Source organism: Robertkochia marina (assembly GCF_004799345.1).
GTDB classification, from domain to species: Bacteria; Bacteroidota; Bacteroidia; order Flavobacteriales; family Flavobacteriaceae; genus Robertkochia; species Robertkochia marina.
Genome location: NZ_SSMC01000003.1, coordinates 253273 through 273769, shown reverse-complemented (window position 1 = coordinate 273769; position 20497 = coordinate 253273). Strand labels below are relative to the sequence as shown.

At 45.8% G+C, this 20497-nt stretch carries 15 protein-coding genes; 11 read left to right on the top strand and 4 right to left on the bottom strand.

Going from position 1 to position 20497, the window contains the following annotated elements; translation table 11 throughout:
- Nucleotides 1-28: 28 nt before the first annotated feature.
- The 8 genes from E7Z59_RS11810 (at nt 29) to E7Z59_RS11775 (ending at nt 9948) form a co-directional block, all read left to right on the top strand.
- Nucleotides 29-1489 (top strand): flavin-containing monooxygenase, encoded by a 1461-nt coding sequence (locus E7Z59_RS11810; RefSeq protein ID WP_136336552.1) that lies wholly within the window; start codon nt 29-31, stop codon nt 1487-1489.
- A gap of 63 nt (nt 1490-1552) precedes the next feature.
- A complete protein-coding gene (locus tag E7Z59_RS11805; protein WP_136336551.1) occupies nt 1553-2074 on the top strand; it encodes a hypothetical protein in 522 nt (173 codons plus the stop codon).
- Nucleotides 2075-2285: 211 nt separating this feature from the next.
- Complete coding sequence (locus E7Z59_RS11800; protein ID WP_136336550.1) at nt 2286-3407, top strand: mevalonate kinase family protein; 1122 nt, start codon at nt 2286-2288, stop codon at nt 3405-3407.
- Nucleotides 3407-4303, top strand: a complete 897-nt coding sequence (locus E7Z59_RS11795; protein ID WP_136336549.1) for a sugar phosphate nucleotidyltransferase — start codon at nt 3407-3409, stop codon at nt 4301-4303. The genes E7Z59_RS11800 and E7Z59_RS11795 overlap by 1 nt, the downstream gene beginning before the upstream one ends.
- A 157-nt stretch (nt 4304-4460) precedes the next feature.
- The gene (locus E7Z59_RS11790; protein WP_136336548.1) at nt 4461-6281 is read left to right on the top strand and encodes a sodium:solute symporter family protein; all 1821 of its coding nucleotides are present in this window, start codon (nt 4461-4463) and stop codon (nt 6279-6281) included.
- 17 nt (nt 6282-6298) lie between these two features.
- Nucleotides 6299-7663 (top strand): Gfo/Idh/MocA family protein, encoded by a 1365-nt coding sequence (locus E7Z59_RS11785; protein WP_136336547.1) that lies wholly within the window; start codon nt 6299-6301, stop codon nt 7661-7663.
- A 116-nt stretch (nt 7664-7779) separates the two neighbouring features.
- On the top strand, nt 7780-8322 hold the full coding sequence (locus E7Z59_RS11780; RefSeq protein ID WP_136336546.1) for a hypothetical protein: 543 nt from the start codon (nt 7780-7782) through the stop codon (nt 8320-8322).
- Between the two features lie 288 nt (nt 8323-8610).
- Complete coding sequence (locus tag E7Z59_RS11775; RefSeq protein WP_136336545.1) at nt 8611-9948, top strand: MBL fold metallo-hydrolase; 1338 nt, start codon at nt 8611-8613, stop codon at nt 9946-9948.
- A 93-nt stretch (nt 9949-10041) separates the two neighbouring features.
- Here the strand turns inward: E7Z59_RS11775 and E7Z59_RS11770 are convergent, their stop codons facing one another.
- Nucleotides 10042-11325: an alginate export family protein gene (locus tag E7Z59_RS11770; protein ID WP_136336544.1), complete on the bottom strand. Its 1284-nt coding sequence runs from the start codon at nt 11323-11325 to the stop codon at nt 10042-10044.
- A 159-nt stretch (nt 11326-11484) separates the two neighbouring features.
- Here E7Z59_RS11770 and nrfH point away from each other — a divergent pair, with 159 nt between their 5' ends.
- The 3 genes from nrfH to ccsA all read left to right on the top strand — a co-directional run bounded on the left by nrfH (nt 11485) and on the right by ccsA (nt 16773).
- Entirely contained in the window at nt 11485-12105 is a 621-nt protein-coding gene (gene nrfH, locus E7Z59_RS11765) for a cytochrome c nitrite reductase small subunit (RefSeq protein ID WP_242015650.1), read from the top strand.
- Entirely contained in the window at nt 12095-13594 is a 1500-nt protein-coding gene (nrfA, locus tag E7Z59_RS11760; protein WP_136336543.1) for an ammonia-forming cytochrome c nitrite reductase, read from the top strand. The genes nrfH and nrfA overlap by 11 nt, the downstream gene beginning before the upstream one ends.
- Nucleotides 13595-13728: 134 nt before the next feature.
- On the top strand, nt 13729-16773 hold the full coding sequence (ccsA, locus tag E7Z59_RS11755) for a cytochrome c biogenesis protein (protein ID WP_242015649.1): 3045 nt from the start codon (nt 13729-13731) through the stop codon (nt 16771-16773).
- A 188-nt stretch (nt 16774-16961) separates the two neighbouring features.
- On the opposite strand, the gene E7Z59_RS11750 is transcribed toward ccsA, so the two are convergent.
- The 3 genes from E7Z59_RS11750 to E7Z59_RS11740 form a co-directional block, all read right to left on the bottom strand.
- Nucleotides 16962-18314 carry a hypothetical protein gene (locus tag E7Z59_RS11750; RefSeq protein ID WP_199287183.1) on the bottom strand — a complete coding sequence of 451 codons (1353 nt, stop codon included), beginning with the start codon at nt 18312-18314 and terminating at the stop codon, nt 16962-16964.
- Nucleotides 18311-19339, bottom strand: coding sequence for a c-type cytochrome (locus E7Z59_RS11745; protein ID WP_199287182.1), 1029 nt, complete (start codon nt 19337-19339; stop codon nt 18311-18313). Before E7Z59_RS11745 ends, E7Z59_RS11750 begins: the two co-directional genes overlap by 4 nt.
- Nucleotides 19340-19637: 298 nt before the next feature.
- Nucleotides 19638-20147, bottom strand: coding sequence for a lactoylglutathione lyase family protein (locus E7Z59_RS11740; protein ID WP_136336541.1), 510 nt, complete (start codon nt 20145-20147; stop codon nt 19638-19640).
- Between the last annotated feature and the right edge of the window lie 350 nt (nt 20148-20497).

Here is a 20497-nt window from a genome sequence, read left to right as displayed (position 1 = left end):
GAACTTAGACCTTAAAAAGTTATTGTACATGACCCCAAACGCTGAAGCTGTAAAAGCACTTGATGTGATCATTATCGGCGCCGGTCTCTCCGGAATCGGTGCCGCCTATCACTTACAGGATAAATGTCCCGATAAAAATTATGCCATTTTTGAAGCCCGTGAACAGATGGGTGGTACCTGGGATCTTTTTAAATACCCGGGAATCCGCTCCGATTCTGATATGTATACCCTGGGCTTCTCTTTTAACCCCTGGGAAGATCCTCAAGCCATAGCAGATGGCCCCTCTATCCTGAAATACATAAAAAGCACTGCTGCTAAGTTTGGGATCGATAAGCATATACGCTATGACCATAAGGTCATAAAAGCATATTGGCAGGAGGACTCAGCTACCTGGGAGATCACTGTACTTCACAACGATCAATCGCAAACCACCTACACCACACGATTTCTTTTTATTTGCAGCGGATATTACGACTACGATCAGGGCTACGACCCCTTAAAAGAAAAAGCGTCGGTATTCAACGGCCCTGTCATCCATCCCCAGCATTGGCCTGAAGGTCTTGATTATACAGACAAAAAGATCGTGGTGATCGGAAGCGGAGCCACAGCCGTTACCCTGGTACCGGAACTGGCAAAAAAAGCTTCCCATGTATATATGCTTCAGCGATCGCCCACCTACATTCTGAACCTTCCGCGAGAAGACAAGATCGCTAACCGCCTTAAAAAGATCTTTCCTAAAAGTTGGGCGCACTCCATGGCCCGGTGGAAAAACATACTTTTCAGCCTAGGCCTTTACCAGGCATCAAGGAAATGGCCGGGGAAGATTAAAAATTTCATAGCCTCCCAGGTTAAAGAACAATTAGGCGAAGGGGTCAATATGAAGCATTTCGCTCCAAGATACAACCCCTGGGACCAACGACTTTGTCTTGTACCCGATAACGATCTTTTCAAAGCCCTTAAAAAAGGAGAGGCCTCCATGGTAACAGATACTATTGCAGAGTTTCTGCCTCAGGGGATAAAACTCAATTCCGGAGAAGTCCTGGATGCCGATATCATTATTACCGCCACAGGACTGAAGATCAAATTAATGGGAGGCATGGAACTGCAAAAGAACGGAAACCCTGTTGACACTTCACAACTTCATGTTTACCGGGGAGTTATGTTTAGTGATATTCCGAATATGGCTATTGCCGTAGGGTACACCAATGCTTCCTGGACCCTGAAATGCGATCTCAACGGACAGTATGTTGCACGACTGCTGGGTTATATGGACTCCCATGGGTATACAACCTGCACCCCTCGTTTCGATCACCAAAAGTACGATTCAGAACCTTTACTGGATTTTGATGCCGGCTATATTAAACGGGCATTAGATGTTTTACCCAAACAAGGTTCAGAACACCCCTGGAAGATTTATCAGAATTATTTAAAAGACATGTGGACTCTGAAATACAGCAAGTTATCTGACAACAGTCTTGAATTCAAATAATAGGTCATATCGTTATTTTTTTAGAAAAAATACTATATTTGGCTAAACCTAAATCTTAAGATCATGCTTTATCGTGACCTTTTTCGCCTTATCCTGAAATTACTAGGGCTTTATGCCCTGATCATCAGCTTGTTCACTTTTCTTCCAAAAGCATTCAGCATTTCTGAACTGGAATTATCATCCTTTATATGGATCTTTGTCGTGTCGGTGATCATGTTAGGTTTTTTCATTTTTATTGTTTTTAAAAGTGATATGATCATTGACCTGTTGGAACTCGACCAGGGATTTGAAGAGAAGAAGGTGAGTTTTGGCAATGTAGATAAGATCACCCTCATCAAGCTGGGAATTATCCTGGCCGGTGGTTTTCTGATCATCGAAAAACTCCCTGAATTTATTTACCAGACATTTCATATCATGAAAGAGCAGCCAGAACCTTCTGCCTGGCAAAAATTCGTGGAACGCAATCAGCCCGCTATTAAGCCCGGAGTTACCCTGGCCATCTCAGGCTTACAGCTTATCACTGGTGCCCTGCTATTGATCTTCAGAAACAAACTGAGCCTGCTGCTTAACAGTTCCAGATTCTAACTTTTACTGCTGCACGATCCTCCACTGAAAATCATATATCCAAGCAATGCCGGCAGATATACCGGTAATGTACAGATCCTGGAATTTACTCATAAGGTGGTCTGATGCATTCGAGGTTTATTAGCTATTTCGTTTTGATTCTTCGGTTAAATCTTGACCTTGTACAATGGAATTCATACTTTCATTTCCTGATAGATCTTGAATCATTTAAATGAGTTCCAAAACCGAACATCCATCCAAAAAAGGAGAAATAGAAATTATCGCCCCCGCGCGAACCTGTTTATTCGGCGATCACCAGGATTACCTCGGGTTGCCAGTTATTGCTTGTGCTATAGATCGTCATATTCGGTTAACAGCCACACCTATTGAAGAAGAATTGCTTCGAATTTTTCTTCCCGATATTGGTGAAAGCACAGAAATACCTTTAAACGCGAATTTCAAAAATGGGGTTCAGGGCAACCACCTTCTTTCTGCATTCAAGGTGATCAAAGATGAGGGGGCTAATCCTGAGCAGGGTTATGAAATTACTATAAATGGCAACGTCGCCATCAATGCGGGTATTTCCAGTTCTTCAGCCGTGATGGTGGCCTGGATAGCCTTCCTGAGAACGGTTTATCTGCCACAGCTTCCCTTTAATAAAGAACATATTGCCCAACTGGCCTACAAGGCAGAGGTCATCGAACAAAACAGTCCGGGAGGTAAAATGGACCAATACAGTATTTCCCTCGGACAGATCATGTACCTGGAAACCGATGATAAGAATCATCACGAACTCTTTAACCGGGACATGCCGGGACTTATCGTATCTGAATCGGGTATACCGAAATCTACCCTGGGAGTTCTTGGGGATCTGAGAGGAAAGGCATGGCAGGCCATTAATGAGGTCACGCATCACCTACCTGGGTTTCAGATCGCGAAAACCATTGGAGAAGATCCGCAAAAATACCTGCCCTTTGTTTCTCCTGAGCTCAAGAACGTTTTTACAGCCGCTATGGAGAATTACAGGATCACAAAAGCCGCCTTGCGGGAGATGAAAACACCTGAACCGAACCTTTCCCGGATTGGTGAGCTAATGAATGAACATCACGAGGTACTCCGTGATCTCCTGAAGATCACCGTGCCAAAAATCGATCATATGATCAATGCGGCCCAGGCCCATGGTGCACTGGGGGCAAAGATCGTTGGTTCAGGAATGGGCGGCAGTATTGTTGTTCTGGCCAGGGAAGAAGACCGGGACCAAATCATCGATGCCCTGAAAAATTCGGGAGCCCGGGATGCCTACCCCGTTAAAGTAGATCCCGGAGTTCGTATCACACAAAACACCCTATCCTAATGAATACTACCAATACCCTGGTGATCCTTGCCGGAGGACTTTCTTCCCGAATGAAGAAAGCAATTCAGGAGAAAGATCACGGACTCAGTACGGAGGAGATCGAAGCGGCTAACAGCCGAAGTAAAGGATTAATCCCCCTGGGAAAGGGAAAACGACCCCTGCTGGATTACCTGCTCTACAATGCCAGAGAGGCCGGATTTAAAAGGGTGGTGATCATTACGGGAGAAAATAGTGAAGCCTTTAAAAGCCAATACGGCAATAAACAGGAAGAAAATAGCTTCCACGGGTTATCCATATCCTTTGCCACCCAACGCATTCCTGAAGGAAGGGAAAAACCTCTGGGAACGGCCGATGCCTTGTTGCAGGCTATGCAACAACAAGACTGGCTTCAGAAAACCTCATTTGTAGTGTGCAACAGCGACAACCTCTATTCGGTAAAAGCCTTATTACTATTGCGGGAATCGAAGGCTGCCAATGCCTTGATCAGCTATGACAGAGATCGCCTCCTGTTTTCAACAGAGCGTATTAACCGATTCGCTTTGATGAAATTCGATGAGCATGAACTTCTGCTCGACATCATTGAAAAACCTACCCCGGAAGAATCACTGGGGTATGCCGACAGTACAGGTAAACTTCGGGTAAGTATGAACATCTTTCTATTTTACGGCCCTATGATCTACCCGAATCTTCAAGTCTGTCCCCTTCATCCGGTGCGGCTCGAGAAAGAGATCCCGGCAGCCCTGTTGCTGATGATCAAAGCGAATCCGGGAACGGTAAAAGGAATTCCCCTGGCCGAACATGTACCTGATCTCACCTCTAAGGAGGACATCCGGATATTAAGATCATATCTCGACGATCACTTTCCATCAGCTTTGTGGGAATCGAGCGAACCATGAGAACCCTGAACTCCGTTTGTAGTTCACCATACCACCCTCAGCTACGCAACAATGTTGTACTGCAAAAAAATTTCTGATAAACCCTTAAAATTCTATTTTTGAGGATCGCGTGCTGAAATGTAACCTTCAAACACGGGATCAACCTAAAACCTTAACCATGATCGACCTCACTACCCTGGACTACCTGTTCATTTTTTCATTTTTTTCCCTGACCCTTGGTATCGGGTTCTATGTTTCCAGAAAATCCGGTAAAAGTTCTGCCGAATATTTTCTTTCAGGACGTACCATGCCCTGGTGGTTATTGGGAGTTTCTATGGTAGCAACCACCTTTTCTACCGACACCCCAAACCTGGTTACCGATATAGTTCGAACCGGTGGAGTTAGTGGTAACTGGGTCTGGTGGGCATTTCTCATTACAGGCCTGCTCACGGTATTTATCTACGCTAAATTATGGAGACGATCAGGGGTGAATACAGATATCGAATTCTATGAGCTTCGCTATAGTGGTAAACCTGCTAAGTTCTTAAGGGCTTTCAGGGCTGTATACCTGGGAGTTATATTCAATGTACTGGCCATGTCGGCCGTGAGTTTGGCTGCTATCAAGATCGGGCAGATCATGCTGGGCCTTACGGCGCTGGAAACTATTGGTATTGCCGGTCTGGTAACAGTGATCTTCAGTACTGTGGGTGGATTTAAGGGGGTGGTATACACTGACTTCATTCTGTTCTTCGTGGCCATGGCCGGAGGTATTGGTGCCGCCTGGTATTGTGTCAACCTTCCTGAAGTAGGTGGTATTCAGGCCTTGATGGTTCATGAAAATGTTGCTGATAAACTAAACATCCTCCCTGACCTTGACAATAAGGAAACCCTGATCACCCTGCTCATCATTCCACTTGCAGTACAATGGTGGAGCGCCTGGTATCCGGGTAGTGAACCCGGTGGTGGCGGGTATATTGCCCAACGTATGCTGGCGGCCAAAAATGAGAATCACGCTATAGGTGCTACTTTCTTTTTTAATATTCTGCATTATGCGCTGAGACCCTGGCCATGGATCCTGGTGGCCTTGGCATCCCTGGTGGTCTACCCAGATATCGCCAGTATAAAGGAGGCCTTCCCGGGGGTTACCCAGGATAAACTTGGGCATGACCTGGCCTATTCGGCCATGCTGACCAAATTACCTAACGGTTTGCTGGGCGTTGTATTAACCTCCCTGGTGGCCGCCTATATGTCTACCATCTCAACCCACCTCAACTGGGGTTCTTCCTATGTGGTAAATGATGTATACCTGCAACATATAAATCCGAAAGCCTCCCAGCGGGAGCTGGTCAATATTGGCAGAATTTCTACTGTTTTGCTAATGGTCATCTCAGCCGGTCTGGCGCTGGTACTCAATAATGCCTTGCAACTCTTTAATATCATCCTGATGTTCGGGGCGGGTACCGGGCTCATCTTTATCCTCCGCTGGTTCTGGTGGCGCATCAATGCGTGGAGTGAGATCTCTGCTATGTTCGCCTCCGGAATCATATCCATCCTTATCAATTTTACTCCTATAGGGGAAACCCTATTCGGCGGAGCCCAAACAGAAGGCCTCATGCCCGGGTGGATGACCTACCCCTTTATTGTAGGCATCACCATGGCCGTCTGGTTATTGGTAACCTACCTCACCAGACCTGAATCAAACACTACCCTGGAGAATTTTTACCGAAAGATCCAACCCGGAGGACCCGGATGGCATCAGGTCATCAAAAATTATAAGGGTACCGAAGGTCTTGTTTCAGAAAGCAATGAGGCCTGGAATGTTCCTGCTGGGATAGCTGCCACCCTTGTTGGGTGTGTCGTGATCTACAGTTCATTATTCGCCACAGGATACTGGATCTATGGAGAACACAACAAAGCCATTACCCTTACCCTAACTGCGGTTGTTGCCGGAATAGTTCTGAGTCGACTTTGGCGAAAGATCAAAGCCGTTATCTTTTAAAACCAAACCTACCAAAAATGAAAACCAGAAGATCGTTTATAAAAAAATCTGCCGCAGCAGGAACCGGACTATTATTCATGCCGGATCTTGCTTTTGGAGAAAACCTGAAAGAATCAAAATTAAAGGTGGGGCTTATCGGGGTAGGGCTCCGGGGTACCAACCACCTCAACAATCTATTGCTGAGAAAGGATGTAGAGATCACTGCCCTCTGCGATATTGACCCTGCCAGAATTGATCTGGGAGTTAAAGCGATAACAGAAGCCGGGTTTAAAGCTCCGAGTACCTTCGGGAAAGACCCTTATGATTACCGCAACCTCTTGGCCATGAAAGAGGTGGATGCCGTAATTATCAGTACCCCCTGGCTCTGGCATGTAAGAATGTCTGTAGATGCCATGAAAGCCGGAAAATTTACCGGGGTTGAAGTTTCTGCAGCCAACACCCTGGAAGAATGCTGGGACCTGGTAAACACCCATGAAGAAACAGGATCGCACTTGATGATCCTGGAAAATGTGAATTATCGAAGAGATGTTCTGGCGGTATTGAACATGGTGAAAAAGGGACTTTTTGGCGAAATGGTCCATTTTCGTTGTGGTTACCAACACGACCTACGACATGTGAAGTTTAACGATGGTAAACAGCCCTATGGTGGTGGGGTTGAATTTGGAGATAAAGGAACCTCTGAAGCGAAATGGAGAACACAACATTCTTTAAAAAGAAACGCCGATGTATATCCAACTCACGGACTCGGTCCGGTGGCTACCATGGCCGATATTAACCGAGGGAACCGATTCGTTTCGTTAACCTCTCACGCTACAAAAGCCATTGGTTTAAATAATTATATTGTTAATCATCCACAAGGAGGAAAAGAACACCCCAATGCCAAATTAAAATGGAAACAGGGCGATGTGATCACTACCACCATAGACACGGCAAAAGGAGAAACCATTATCATTACCCACGACTGTAACCTGCCCCGCCCCTACTCCCTCGGTTTCAGGGTGCAGGGATTAAACGGACTTACTGAATTTGACTACTACCAAAAACGCATCTATATAGAAGGATTAAGTCCTGAACATCAGTGGGAAGAGATGAATACCTATCTTGAAAAATATGACCATCCGCTCTGGCAGCGTTTCGGTGATTACGCCCAGGGCTCAGGCCATGGGGGAATGGATTTCTTTGTGTTAAATGCCTTTGTTGAATCTGCCAAAGCTAATATTGCCCCGCCGATGGATGCGTACGATGCAGCTGCCTGGAGTGCAGTTACTCCTCTTTCAGAAACATCTATCGCCAATAACGGAGAGCCTCAGAATTTCCCTGATTTTACCAGGGGAGATTGGATCAATCGCCAACCTTACAACTGGAATAAAGACACCTTTTAACAGCTGATCAATACTTGCTTAAACAACTGCTTACCAGGCTATTAATGCATGTTCAAATTCTTCAGGTTCTATTATTTAAGTAACTTTATCCTATAGAAACTTAAATAAAAAAGATCATGAAGAAGGTATTCAATGTGTGTATCGCCATAGGTATTTTAGTGCTAATAAGTTGTAATTCCTCAAGTGCTTACAAGGAAGAAATGACCTCCCTAAATGAGTCCTGGAAGGGCGCCACGGAAGAGGTTACCGCTTTTTCACAGGAAGCGGAAAAGGATCTGAATTCCTGGAAAGAGATGTATGATGGTATGTATGGAGATTCAGGCTCTGGCATGGAGGGGATATCAGAAGAAAAAAAGAAAACCCTTGACAGTCTTGATGCCGTATGTCGCAGACATGGTGACAAATACCGGCTTATTAACCAGGAGTTGTCTGAACTTAAAACTTCATGGGAACAAAACAGCCAGGTACTTTCGCAACTAAATGAAGCCCTTGAAAATAATGGTCTCACCGAAGAGCAGGCCAAAATCATCCCCCAACTAAACAGCCAGGTTACCACCGCAAAAGAGCAGGTGACTATCTGGAAATCACAGTTGGAAGCTGTTAAAGGTGAATGTGAGGCTACCTGCCAGGAATTTGCCAACAGGGTAAAAGAGGAATAAAGGTTATCTGCCAGCCATTAAAAAGGGCACCTGTTTCAAAGTGCCCCAAGATTAACTAACGCAATTAATTAACTAAAAAGATCGATATGTGATTGATTTCTGGCTATAATTATAGTAAATATTCTACAATAAATCAATAAATACTATAAATTTTAGTGCTGATCTATATGAAAAATCAATTAACACGCTTATTTTATGAAACTTAAGTTACAGACATCCGTCCCTATTACTCTTAACTTAGTTCACTAAAATCACCGAATCGAGAAAAATAAAAACGAAAAGAGAATTATGAAGATCAAGCAGTTTGAAGACAAGCCCCTGGCTCACTATTCCTATGCCATTGTTAGTGGCAATGACATTGCTCTTGTAGACCCGGCCAGGGATCCTATGCCTTACTATGCTTTTGCTGAAAAGAATAATGCCAGAATAACGGCTATTTTTGAAACCCACCCTCACGCAGATTTTGTGAGTAGTCATTTACAGATACACAAAGAAACCGGAGCCACTATTTATACCAGCTCGCTGGTTGGGGCCGATTACCCCCATAAGGCTTTCGACCACGGTGATAGCTTCACCATGGGAAATGTTGAATTCAAAGCCCTTCACACTCCAGGGCACTCACCAGACGGGATCACTATTGTAGCCCACGAGGGTGATGATTATGCCATGTTTACCGGTGATACTTTATTCATCGGAGATGTTGGCCGCCCTGACCTGAGGGAAAAGGCAGGTAATATGAAGGCAAAACGGGAGGAGCTGGCAAAAATGATGTTCAACACCATCCAGACCAAGTTCAACGACCTGCCGGATGAAACCGTGGTATATCCTGCCCATGGAGCAGGATCCTTGTGCGGTAAAAACCTCAGCGATGCAGCAAGCAGTACCCTGGGCAATGAGCGAAAGGGCAATTGGGCTTTCCGCACCAAAACCGAAGATGAGTTTGTGAGTGAGATCCTAAAAGATCAGCCTTTTATTCCGGCTTATTTTGGTTTCGATGTGGGTATTAATAAAGGAGGAGCAGATAATTTTGAAAGCAGTATTACCGGCATTCCTTTTTACTATAACCGGTTACCTGAAATGAACAATACCCTGATCGTGGATACCCGACCGGAGGAAGTATTTAAAAAGGGTCATTTTAAAGGCAGTATAAACATCCAGGCCACCAATGAGGATGATAAAATAGAAACCTGGTTAGGCTCCATAGTCCAACCAGAAGAGCCCTTTATCCTGGTAGCGCCCTCTGCAGAACAAAGGGATAAAGTACTTAGAAGAATTGCCAAGATCGGGTATGAGAAACAGATCAAAGCAGTGTTGGCTTTAACAGATGCGGAAGGCATGTACAGTACAGCGCCAATGCCTCTCGATAAATTCAAATCGTCTCCTGAAGCCTTTACCATTGTTGATATTCGTAATCCCGGGGAGGTTTCCTCCACTCCGATCTTTGAGAATTCACTGAACATCCCTCTTAATGAGCTTCGCGACAGATACCGGGAAATTCCCGAAGACAAGCCCCTGGTAGTGCACTGCGCCGGAGGGTATCGCAGCGCAGCCGGAAGCAGTATTCTGGAAGAGCTCAAAGATCAGACAGTATATGATCTTAGTGAGGCGGTTAAGGAGTTTAAATAAAGTTACGAGCCTGCCTGCCGCAGGCAGGGGTACGTGGGTACGAAAGGATTATAAATTATAGATGGTGAATGGTAAACACCTGGTATTGAGGCCTTAATCAGGCGTCCATTGATGTCGGAGTAAGGTAGGATTGATCTTGATCATGGCCCAGGCCCAGTAATTGTTATTATCATTGGTGGTTCCTCCCTTTATCAGACTCATACTGTCAGAGGCAAACATATGCGAATACCCGACATTCAGGGTAGCGAACTTAAAAAAGTTCAGCGTATACACTGCATCGATCTCAGTGCCCAGGTAAGCATCAGCACCTCCCGTGAGTTCAGCATTAGCCCCAAAATAATGGGCCTTAACAAGCAGGTTGGCCCGCTCCCCGGTAGGGATAACCACTCTTGCAAAAACGTCATTAAGCCCTACATTATTGGCGTGGTTACCAACATAGAAATAATCCATAAATCCGTTAAACTTATGGTTAGTACCGTATAGCGGGAAGAAAGATTTATTCTTTGATTCCCCCTCCTGGTCGGTACCGCTCAAGATCTCGAAACCTGCTCCGTAAAGAACTGATCCCGGTTTATAGGATCCCTGGAACCCAATGTCATAAGCACTTAGATCAACACCGGCCTCAGCCTCTCCAGACTGGTAATACGCAAATCCTTCCATGATCCAATTCCCGGGTTTACTGTTCACAAAGGCACCGGTGGTCTGCCTGTAGAACACCCCTTCCGCAATATCATTATCGGGACCGGTAAGGCTTTGAAATCCGTTGTTCAGGAAAAGAAAGCTTCCGGTGGTGTTTTCCCAGGTTTTGGTCATATGCAGAAACTGCATCGATTTATAGGAAAAGAACCCGATGATCGGGAAGTCGGTATCAAATACCCTTTCGCCCTGTTGGTTAAAGGTTACTGCCACATCAGCCTTAAAGCCATCTTTTTGATATCTTGCCAGAGCGGCATCGTGAAAACGCCCCTGCATGGCCCAGTCGAGTCCCCCGAGGATACGCTGATCATCATAAGAAATTACCTGTCGGCCCAGTTTCAGGCTCCAGTTCGGATTAAATTTTATCCGCGCCCAGGCCTGGAACAACATAAGGGAGTTATTCTCGTCCTGAGGCAGAATCTGTCGGGTATCTCCCCAGGTACTGATATCCTGGATGGCGAACTTAAGATCTACATGTTCAGAAATAAAATCAAGATTTAAACGGGCCCGTTGGCGCACGAATGCCGCAGGATCGGCACCATCTGGAAAAAGGTTGTTAAACCCATGACGAAACTCAAATCGATCCCTGAAATCAATGTCTGCTTTGAATTCCTGGGAAAAAAGTGAAGTTGAAAAACATACGAGCACAAGGCCCAGGACAAGGGTTATTGGGTATCTCATTTTAGTATAAGTATTGGATAGGTGGACTAAAATTATGAAAAATCTGAACAATCCCACCCTCCCCTCTCCTCAAAAATTTAAACTTTTCTTAACAAAAATTACCATTCAAAGTGTTCAAGAGGGTATAATTCATTAATTTTATCTAAACATTTTACACCCGTGGGATTTTTTAAGAACATCTTGCCCCCTAAAACCTCCAGATGGCGTACCACAGCCGTATTTCTGATTGCTGTGATGCTGGGCTTTTCCTTTTTCACAGCAAGGGAAGCTGAGGTGCTGTCTTATTTATCTGACGACCCTCAGGCCTGTGTGAACTGCCATGTAATGACCCCGGTTTACAATAGCTGGATGCACAGTTCTCACCGGGAATGGGCCAGTTGTAATGATTGTCACGTACCCCACAACAATGTGTTTAACCAATACTATTTTAAAGCTAAAGACGGCCTTTACCACGCCTCTATATTTACCCTGAGAAAAGAACCTGAGGTGATCTTTATGAGGGATGAATCGGCCGCTGTGGTACAGGATAATTGTTTGCGATGCCATGTTCAACAAGTCACCCAAACCAAATACACCGGCTGGCTGGATTCTCACGCCAGCAACCGAACCGACAGGACCTGCTGGAGCTGCCATAGGGAAGTACCCCACGGGCGTGTACACGGACAATCGACTATCAGAACCAATATAGCCCCCTTACCTACCGACCCGACCATGGAGGTGGTTCCTGCCTGGTTAAAAAATGAATTATCGAATACAAAAAGTGTAAGCCATGAAAAATAAGGTGCTTTTTCTCATAACAATAGTCGTGGTTTTTCTCCTGGGGCTGCTGGCCTCTAGCATCATCAATCGTAAAAACGAAGCCAAGTTCAAGTATGCTCCACAGGTGAACATCGACCAAAACGAACCCCGCAATGCCGTTTGGGGCAAAAACTTTCCTGCAGAATACCAGTCGTACCTGCAAACCTCAGATACGGGATTTGCCTCTTACCAGGGTGGCTCAAAAATGCGGGATATGCTGGAAGAAGATCCCAACCTGGTCATCTTATGGGCGGGTTACGGATTCGCCAAGGATTACAACCAGGGTCGTGGGCACTATTATTCGGTGGAAGACATACACAACACCCTGAGAACCGGAGGGCCAACCGGTCCCGGAGACGGTCCGATGCCGGCAACCTGCTGGACCTGTAAGAGTCCCGATGTCCCCAGATTGATGAATGAGATCGGAGTAGCCGAATTTTATTCGGGAAAATGGGCCGATAAAGGTGCTGAAGTAGTCAACCCTATAGGTTGTGCCGATTGTCACAATGCTGAAACCATGAAATTACAGATCTCCCGGCCCGCCCTGATCGAGGCTTTTGAAGCCATGGGTGAAGATATCAGTAAGGTCACCCACCAGGAAATGCGCTCCCTGGTTTGCGCACAGTGTCATGTAGAGTACTATTTCAATAAAAATTTACCCGGAAAAGAAGGTACTCCCTACCTGGTATTCCCCTGGAAAGACGGAATGAAGGTGGAGGATATGGAAAAGTATTATGACGAATTAGGGTTTTCAGATTGGACCCATGCCCTGAGCAAGGCTCCCATGCTGAAAGCACAGCATCCGGGTTATGAAACCTACCTCACCGGAATCCATGCCGACCGTGGAGTGAGCTGTGCAGATTGCCATATGCCTTATGCCAGTGAGGGCGGACAAAAATATACAGACCACCATATTCAATCGCCTTTAAACAATATCAATAACGCCTGCCAGGTGTGTCACCGTGTTAATGCTGAACAGCTGCGCGCCAATGTTTACGATCGTCAGCGCAAGGCAACCGAGAACCGTCTCAAACTGGAAGAACAATTGGTTAGAGCGCATCTAGAAGCCAAAAAATGCTGGGATCTCGGAGCCACCGAGGAGCAAATGCAACCCATATTAACCGACATTCGCCACGCCCAATGGCGATGGGATTATGCAGCTGCCGCACACGGAGCCTCCTTCCACTCTCCGGTAGAAACGGCCAGGGTAATTGGTGGCGGAATGGCCAAGGCCCAGGATGCCAGGGTAAAACTTGCCCGCCTGCTTTCACAGCTTGGCTTTAATGAGGAAGTTCCTTTCCCGGATATTGCTACGAAAGAAAAAGCCCAGGAATTCCTGGGGATGGATATGGATAAAATGAAAGCCGAAAAAGAGGCTTTTAAAGAAAACCTCCTGCCCAAATGGCTGGAAGAGGCTAAGGCCCGTGAAGCCAAAATGAGCTCAGATAAGGTGGCCGAGGCCTCCAATTGATATCCTTCCTGCTACCTGTAAAATTTAACTAAACAATTCATCTCTTGTATAGAGGTATACTTATGCGCACCCTTTTTAAAGTTTTTTCTTCACCTTCACTAGCCCTGTTATTACTTGTAATATTTGCGGTTGCCATGGCTACGGCAACTTTTATCGAAAATGATTTCGGCACCCCGGTAGCCTGGGAACTCATCTATGACAGCTGGTGGTTTGAGGTGGTCATGGCCGGTCTCGCTATAAGTTTTCTGGCCAATATTTTTAAGTACCGTTTGTATAAAAAGGAGAAATGGGCCATCCTGTTATTTCACCTGTCCTTTTTGGTCATCCTGCTAGGAGCGGCCATTACCCGATATACGGCTGAGGCCGGAGTAATGCGTATCAGGGAAGGACAACAATCCTCAACGGTCATTTCAAGTGACAACTACCTCAGATTGCATCTGACCAGGGGAAAAGAACATCACGATTTTGATCGTAAAACCAATCTCAGTGCCCTGACCGGCTTACCCACAACCATTCCCCTGGATCTTTCGGGAACAGAGATGGACCTTATCATCAAAGAATTTATTCCCGATGCAGAATTACGAGTAGAAGAGGGAGAGAACGAAGGGCAACCAATGATAGAACTGGTGGTGAGCCGCGGACAAGGTCGGGAAACCATCTTACTTAAAAAAGGAGAAATACAGGCCCTGACTCCCCAGCTCAAACTGGGGTACGAAGCCTCCGGGGATGACCTTGTTAATTTCAGGGTAATTAATGGTGAGGTAAGGATTCAGAGTCCGATAGCCCTTGACTATTTTAAAATGTCCGATCAGACAGCCGGAAAGATCTCTAAAGATTCTTTACAATCCATTGCGCTAAGAACCTTGTTGAGAAAAGGCGATCTGTCTTTTGTTCCGCTCCGGGTTTATGAAAACGCAACGATGAGCTTTGTCAGTACTTCAAAAAACGAGGGAGATAATGAAGATAATAAAGACGATATCGTTCGATGTGAGTTACAACTGAATGGGGAAACCCAGGAGATCAACCTCCTCTACCGAAGTGGCTTCCTCCCCATCTCCCACCGCATTGCCCTCGGTGGGTATTCGGGCACGATCAGCTTCGGAGCCAGGTCTATTGACCTTCCATTCGCTATTTTTCTTGAAGATTTCCAACTGGAACGCTATCCCGGTTCTACGAGTCCTTCATCCTATGCCAGTGAGGTGCAGGTCGTAGACGGAGATACACGTTCGCCTTATCGCATTCATATGAACCACGTGCTCGATCATAAGGGGTACCGCTTTTACCAGGCCAGTTATGATACCGATGAACTGGGCACGGTACTTTCGGTAAACCGGGATCGTCCGGGCACCTATATAAGTTACCTGGGCTACCTCCTCATGGGGCTGGGGATGTTTTTCACCCTCTTTGGCAAACAGTCCCATTTTAGAATTGTCAATCGAAAGTTAAAACGTATCAAACAACAGAAGCAACTTGCCTCCCTTACGCTGCTATTGGCAACGACCCTGGTAACGGCCCAACCTCCTGTAGAAATTACACCCGTACTACCTGACCATCAGGCAGCACAATTTGGAAGGATCCTGGTGCAGGATCTTGATGGAAGGATCAAACCCATCAATTCCCTCGCTTCCGAATTCCTGAGAAAGATCTCCAGGAAAACCTATTTGGAAATGCCTGCCGATCTAGGCATGGCCAAACTCACGCCGGAACAGGTTTTTCTTTCCATGTATATGGCCCCGGAGATCTGGCGTAACATCCCCCTCATTAAGATCGATACCGAAAAACTGCCTCCTGATCTCAGGCCCCAAACCCTGTCAGGATCAGAAAAATTCAGTTTTAATGCCTTCCTGGACCCTCAAGGAAATTACTTGTTGGCAGAGGCCGTTGAAGAAGCCAACCTTAAGAAACCCGCCGAACGCAATGAAACCGATAAGGAAGTGATCAAGGTAGATGAGCGCTTTAATATTGTATTTGGAATTTTTCAGGGCGATTACCTTCGGATCTTCCCTAAGGCCAACGACCCTGAAAATACCTGGTTTGCCCCCACCCACGATTTTAATGACTTTGCAGCAGAAGACGCACGGTTCGCCAAAAATATCCTTCCGCTGTATTTTGATGATGTCATGCGCAAGAACTGGGAAGAAGCTAATGGTAAACTGGAATATATAAGGACCTACCAGGAAGTGCTGGCAGCTGAGATCATTCCGGGAGAAAAAAAGATCAACGCAGAACTTCTATACAATGAATTGAACATTAATTTCTGGATGTTCCAATTACTATTTACCACCGGAGCCATTCTCTTGGTCATCGCCGTTGCCCGAATATTTACAGCTTCTAAATGGTTGGATTACCTTTGGAATATCACCCTGGTTGTCACCCTGATCGGATTTCTTGTTTTTACAGGTAACCTTATCCTCAGGTGGTATGTAGGAGGGCATGCCCCGTGGAGCAATGGTTATGAAATGCTGGTATTTGTTTCATGGGTACTCTTACTATGCGGTTTTCTGACTTTCAGAAAATCAGATTTTGCCCTTCCTCTGGCCTCCCTATTTTCAGGAGCTCTGTTATTTGTTAGTTATCTCGACTGGCTCAACCCGGAGATTACCAACCTCATGCCGGTCTTAAAATCGTATTGGTTAAAGGTACATGTAGCCACCATTGTGAGTAGCTATGCACCTTTGGCACTTTCTGCCATCCTTGGGCTCATGGTTATGATACTGATGATCATTCGCAATACAGCCATTGCCGGAAAGATCGACCTTCGGATCAAAGAACTTACCTATATCAACGAGATCTCCATGACTATTGGCGTTTTTGTGTTGGCTGTGGGCACCTTTCTTGGCGGGGTATGGGCCAATGAGTCCTGGGGACGTTACTGGGCATGGGACCCAAAAGAAACCTGGGCGCTTATTAGTATTATAGTATATGCGGTGGTGCTTCACCTCAGATTGATCCCTAAATTCAATAATCCATTTGTATTAAACGTAAGCAGTATGTTCGCTTTTTGGTCGATCATTATGACTTCCTTTGGAGTCAATTACTATCTCTCCGGTCTGCACAGCTATGCCGCCGGAGATCCGGTACCCATTCCTTTCTTTGTTTATGTGCTCTTTGCTACCATGGTAGTCTTGAGCTTCCTTGCCTGGTTTCGGTTTGGGCGTAAGGTAAAGGTGAGATTGTGAGCCTGCGTGCCGTAGACATGTTTCAGGTACGAGTTTCAGTTTGAGGTACGAGTTTCAGTTTGAGGGACGAGTTTCAGTTTCAGGGACGAGCCTGCCTGCCGCAGGCAGGTTTGAGTTCGAGGCAAGAGTTTGTTATCCTTAGCTCCTTAGCTCCTTAGCTCCTTAGCTCCTTAGCTCCTTAGCTCAATCTAAAAACTATAATTCAAGACCAAATTAAAATTCCACATATCCGCCTTGTTAAAAATATAGTTCGGGTTGTCGGGATAGTCCCCATTGGCCACCTTATAGGTCACCAGAAGTTCCGGTCGGAAGCCTTTTAGTCCTTTAATATTGAAGAACAGATCGGCGTTAAAATGGGCATAGCTCGGAAACGCATATTTGTTTAGTGCCAGGTCAAATGGGTCATCTTTCCAATGTTGGCCCACACTCCAAAATGATTGAATGCTTGTTCCAATAGATGGGATTTCAACCCTTGTATTATAATAGGCTACCAGGGCGTGATTTCCGGCCGTACCCTCGCTCCGCTCCCGTTTTTGGAAGCTAAACAGGAACTCCCGTCCCCATTCCCTGGGAAACAAGAACCGCCCTGCACGGGTAATTCGATTATACGCCAGGGAAACAGAAGAAGAGCCTTTGAGATTATAAATAACCCTTGCACCGAATACATCGGCAAATTTATCCCTGAAATAACTCAGAGAATCAATACCATTCCCCCCGTTATTAAGCCGGTTTTGATGCAGCCACTCTGCCTCTGCAGTCCATCGTTCACTAATTTGATACCTCGGCTTTACATAAAAACTATTAAAGACATTGTCTACGTAATAATCAGAAACCTGTAACCACAACCGTTCTGAAACCGGAATCGCTATGTCGGCGATCCCTATAAAATCAGAACGCACATTCTCTCCGTATTGAGAAGGCTGTCCGGCGATATCCCTGCCCACAGGGTAAAGTCCGATACTCTCCCCTATGTTAAAGAATTTACTGGTAGATCGGGGAGCAATACGGTCCAATACTCCCAATTGGTAAGTAGCACCTTTTTTGCCCCTGTAAGTATACCAGGCACCCTGGACCAGGGTAGGAATCATACGCCCATCCTGTGGATTGAGAAACGACGTCTTTAACTTCATACGCCCCACCTTAATTTCATGGGTATTCCATTGATAACCGAGGTAGAGTTCTCCCAGCAGGCCGGTCCATACCTCTTCAATATCTTCCAGGTTAAAGAGCCCTTCCTCGTATCTGCTTGCTCTTCCGGTTATAGCATCGGGGTCGGTAAGATCCTGAATCCCTGTATTCACTGTAGTGTAAAGGGCACCGCCCAGGTAAAACCCTGAATGCCATCGGTGTTCATACTTAATAAAACCTCCTGTGCCCAGGGCATTAAAATCTTTCAACTCCCCCTTATTCAGGGTCGCCATATAGAACGTCCGCCATTGTCCGCTTAGATCTCCTGCTGACCCTTTCTTAGGTGTTTCCTGAGACCAGGTGAGTACTGAAGTGAGGACAAGGCAGAAAACCAGGACTTTCTTCAACATCATTTTGTCTTCTTTATGCCGTATTCTTTCTGATAGTATTCAATAATGGGCTGAAAAGGACCGTATTTATGCTGTTCCGGACTAAAATCATCGGTCCAGGGTCCGTAAGGTGTAGATACCGGTTTGAGTTTCTTATCTGGGAAATCAGCCGCCAGTTCCGATTTTTCAGGTCTGGAAAAGCTATTGATATAACCAGCCACATGATAGGCTTCCTCATCGGTGAGTTTCGGATTGTCTTTGGTAGCCTCCAGGTAAGGCATGTTAGATCTAATAAATTCAGCTGCGGTGATCACCCGGTGCATTCCTGCACCATTGTTGTAGGTATCTGTACCCCACAGCGGCGGATAAACATAGCCCGGGCCATTGGGTTGAGGAGCACCCTGTCCGTCTTCTCCATGACAGATCACACAGTGTTGCGTATAAACAGCCTTTCCTTTTTCAAGGTCAACAGCCACCTCAGGGAGCTGTATCCCGGGGTATCCTTTAAATTCGGTGATCTTTTCTTCCGGCATCCCTTCTCCCAGCCAGGTCATATAGGCTACCATGGCCTTCATTTCCCGGGTGTCTTCTCCCAGTTTGCGGCCGTTCATACTTCGCTCCATACACCCGTTAATACGTTCTTCTATGGTGCCTACCTTATTTTCCCTTCCCCGAAACTGAGGGTAACGGTCGGTAACTCCAACCCACGATCCGGAACCGGCTTGGGTTCCAGCTTTTAAATGACAATTCGAGCACGCCAGGTTGTTTCCTGCATGTCGCATGGAGGGATCTTCTGCTGCCGGACCTATCCATTTGGAAGTCTCCGTTAAAATAAGGTAGCCATATTTTACCTCAGCATCCATAACGCCCGCTGCAAACTCCTCTTCAGGGATCTTCAGCTCCCAGGTAGTGGGTTGAGATCGGAGGAAATCAAGCAGGGTGGTATTGTAACTATAAATGAAAATGAATACCGACAGCGCCATGACCACACCCATCAGCAAGCTCAATTGCCTTCTCAGTTTTCGCAGATTTTCACCCAATTCATTCATAGTGGTCGCCTCAATCGGTTTATTTATAATTAGTAATAAGGCAAATTTAAATGTTACCTCTCACCGAGATTGTAATAAAAGTTACAAAGCCCCGGTACGAACCCGAGACCAATTGTCAATTTAGTAAATAATTGATTTGCATATACGTTGGAGTTTGGAAAGAGAAGTAACAGGTAACAGGTAACAGGTAACAGGTGACAAGTGACAAGAGACAAAGTATTTGTGATCAGTCAGTGACTCTTACAAAACCAATCTTTTATCTTGGTTCTTGGTTTTTGCTACCGGCAACTGCAAACTGCTAACTGCTAACTGTAGTATACGCCCCCGAAGAATAGGTCAGCTCATAACTATGGGTATAGATCTCAAAGACGATCCCGAAGGGGTCTTCCACATACACCATCTGATACGGTTTTTCACCCGGGTAGTAACTGCGAATAGGCATCCGCTGTTTCCCGCCTGCATCAACGATCTTTTTGGTGAGCCCTTCTATATCCGGGTCCTGCACGCAGAAATGAAAGAGTCCGTTGCGCATGGGTTGAAAATCAGGAGCTTCCTGCTTTTTCAAATGAAAGGAGAACAATTCGATCCCAATGCCGTCGGAGGTAGCCATATGTGCGATCATAAATTCCTGCCACCCTTCCCCAAACACATCGATACACATCTGCCCCACAGGGGTTTCCTTTTCTTCGGTAACCAGGGTGGGTGGCATGATCACATACCACCCCATGACCTCATGATAAAATTTTACGGCTTTTTCAATATCAGGAACATTAAGGCCTATATGCGAGAAACTTCTTGGGTATGACATAATTTCGAATTAAGTAATTTTATTTTCGAAATTACACTCTAAATAACTGATTAACAACGATTTAATCAGTTAATATTATCTTGGAGCAAAACCCTCCTCCATCAAGTTCCGGAGATAAACATAGAGGGTGAGTTACGAGGTACGCGGTACAGGTTACAAATGACTTCATCCCCCCTTGGTGAGATCGCTACGGTTTACTATGTAAACCTCGCGAAGACGAACCATTCATAATCCATTATCTATAATCGTCTTGCCTTCGTACCTACGTACCCTCGTACCTTCGTACCTTCTTTGGGGAGATCGCCACAACCTTCGGTTTAACCACCCCACTCCTTCGGAGTACCCCTCCT

Coding starts and splice junctions, on each gene's coding strand:
- E7Z59_RS11810 (WP_136336552.1), top strand. CDS start 29: ATGACCCCAAACGCTGAAGCTGTAAAAGCACTTGATGTGATCATTATC.
- E7Z59_RS11805 (WP_136336551.1), top strand. CDS start 1,553: ATGCTTTATCGTGACCTTTTTCGCCTTATCCTGAAATTACTAGGGCTT.
- E7Z59_RS11800 (WP_136336550.1), top strand. CDS start 2,286: ATGAGTTCCAAAACCGAACATCCATCCAAAAAAGGAGAAATAGAAATT.
- E7Z59_RS11795 (WP_136336549.1), top strand. CDS start 3,407: ATGAATACTACCAATACCCTGGTGATCCTTGCCGGAGGACTTTCTTCC.
- E7Z59_RS11790 (WP_136336548.1), top strand. CDS start 4,461: ATGATCGACCTCACTACCCTGGACTACCTGTTCATTTTTTCATTTTTT.
- E7Z59_RS11785 (WP_136336547.1), top strand. CDS start 6,299: ATGAAAACCAGAAGATCGTTTATAAAAAAATCTGCCGCAGCAGGAACC.
- E7Z59_RS11780 (WP_136336546.1), top strand. CDS start 7,780: ATGAAGAAGGTATTCAATGTGTGTATCGCCATAGGTATTTTAGTGCTA.
- E7Z59_RS11775 (WP_136336545.1), top strand. CDS start 8,611: ATGAAGATCAAGCAGTTTGAAGACAAGCCCCTGGCTCACTATTCCTAT.
- E7Z59_RS11770 (WP_136336544.1), bottom strand. CDS start 11,325: ATGAGATACCCAATAACCCTTGTCCTGGGCCTTGTGCTCGTATGTTTT.
- nrfA (WP_136336543.1), top strand. CDS start 12,095: ATGAAAAATAAGGTGCTTTTTCTCATAACAATAGTCGTGGTTTTTCTC.
- ccsA (WP_242015649.1), top strand. CDS start 13,729: ATGGCTACGGCAACTTTTATCGAAAATGATTTCGGCACCCCGGTAGCC.
- E7Z59_RS11750 (WP_199287183.1), bottom strand. CDS start 18,314: ATGATGTTGAAGAAAGTCCTGGTTTTCTGCCTTGTCCTCACTTCAGTA.
- E7Z59_RS11745 (WP_199287182.1), bottom strand. CDS start 19,339: ATGAATGAATTGGGTGAAAATCTGCGAAAACTGAGAAGGCAATTGAGC.
- E7Z59_RS11740 (WP_136336541.1), bottom strand. CDS start 20,147: ATGTCATACCCAAGAAGTTTCTCGCATATAGGCCTTAATGTTCCTGAT.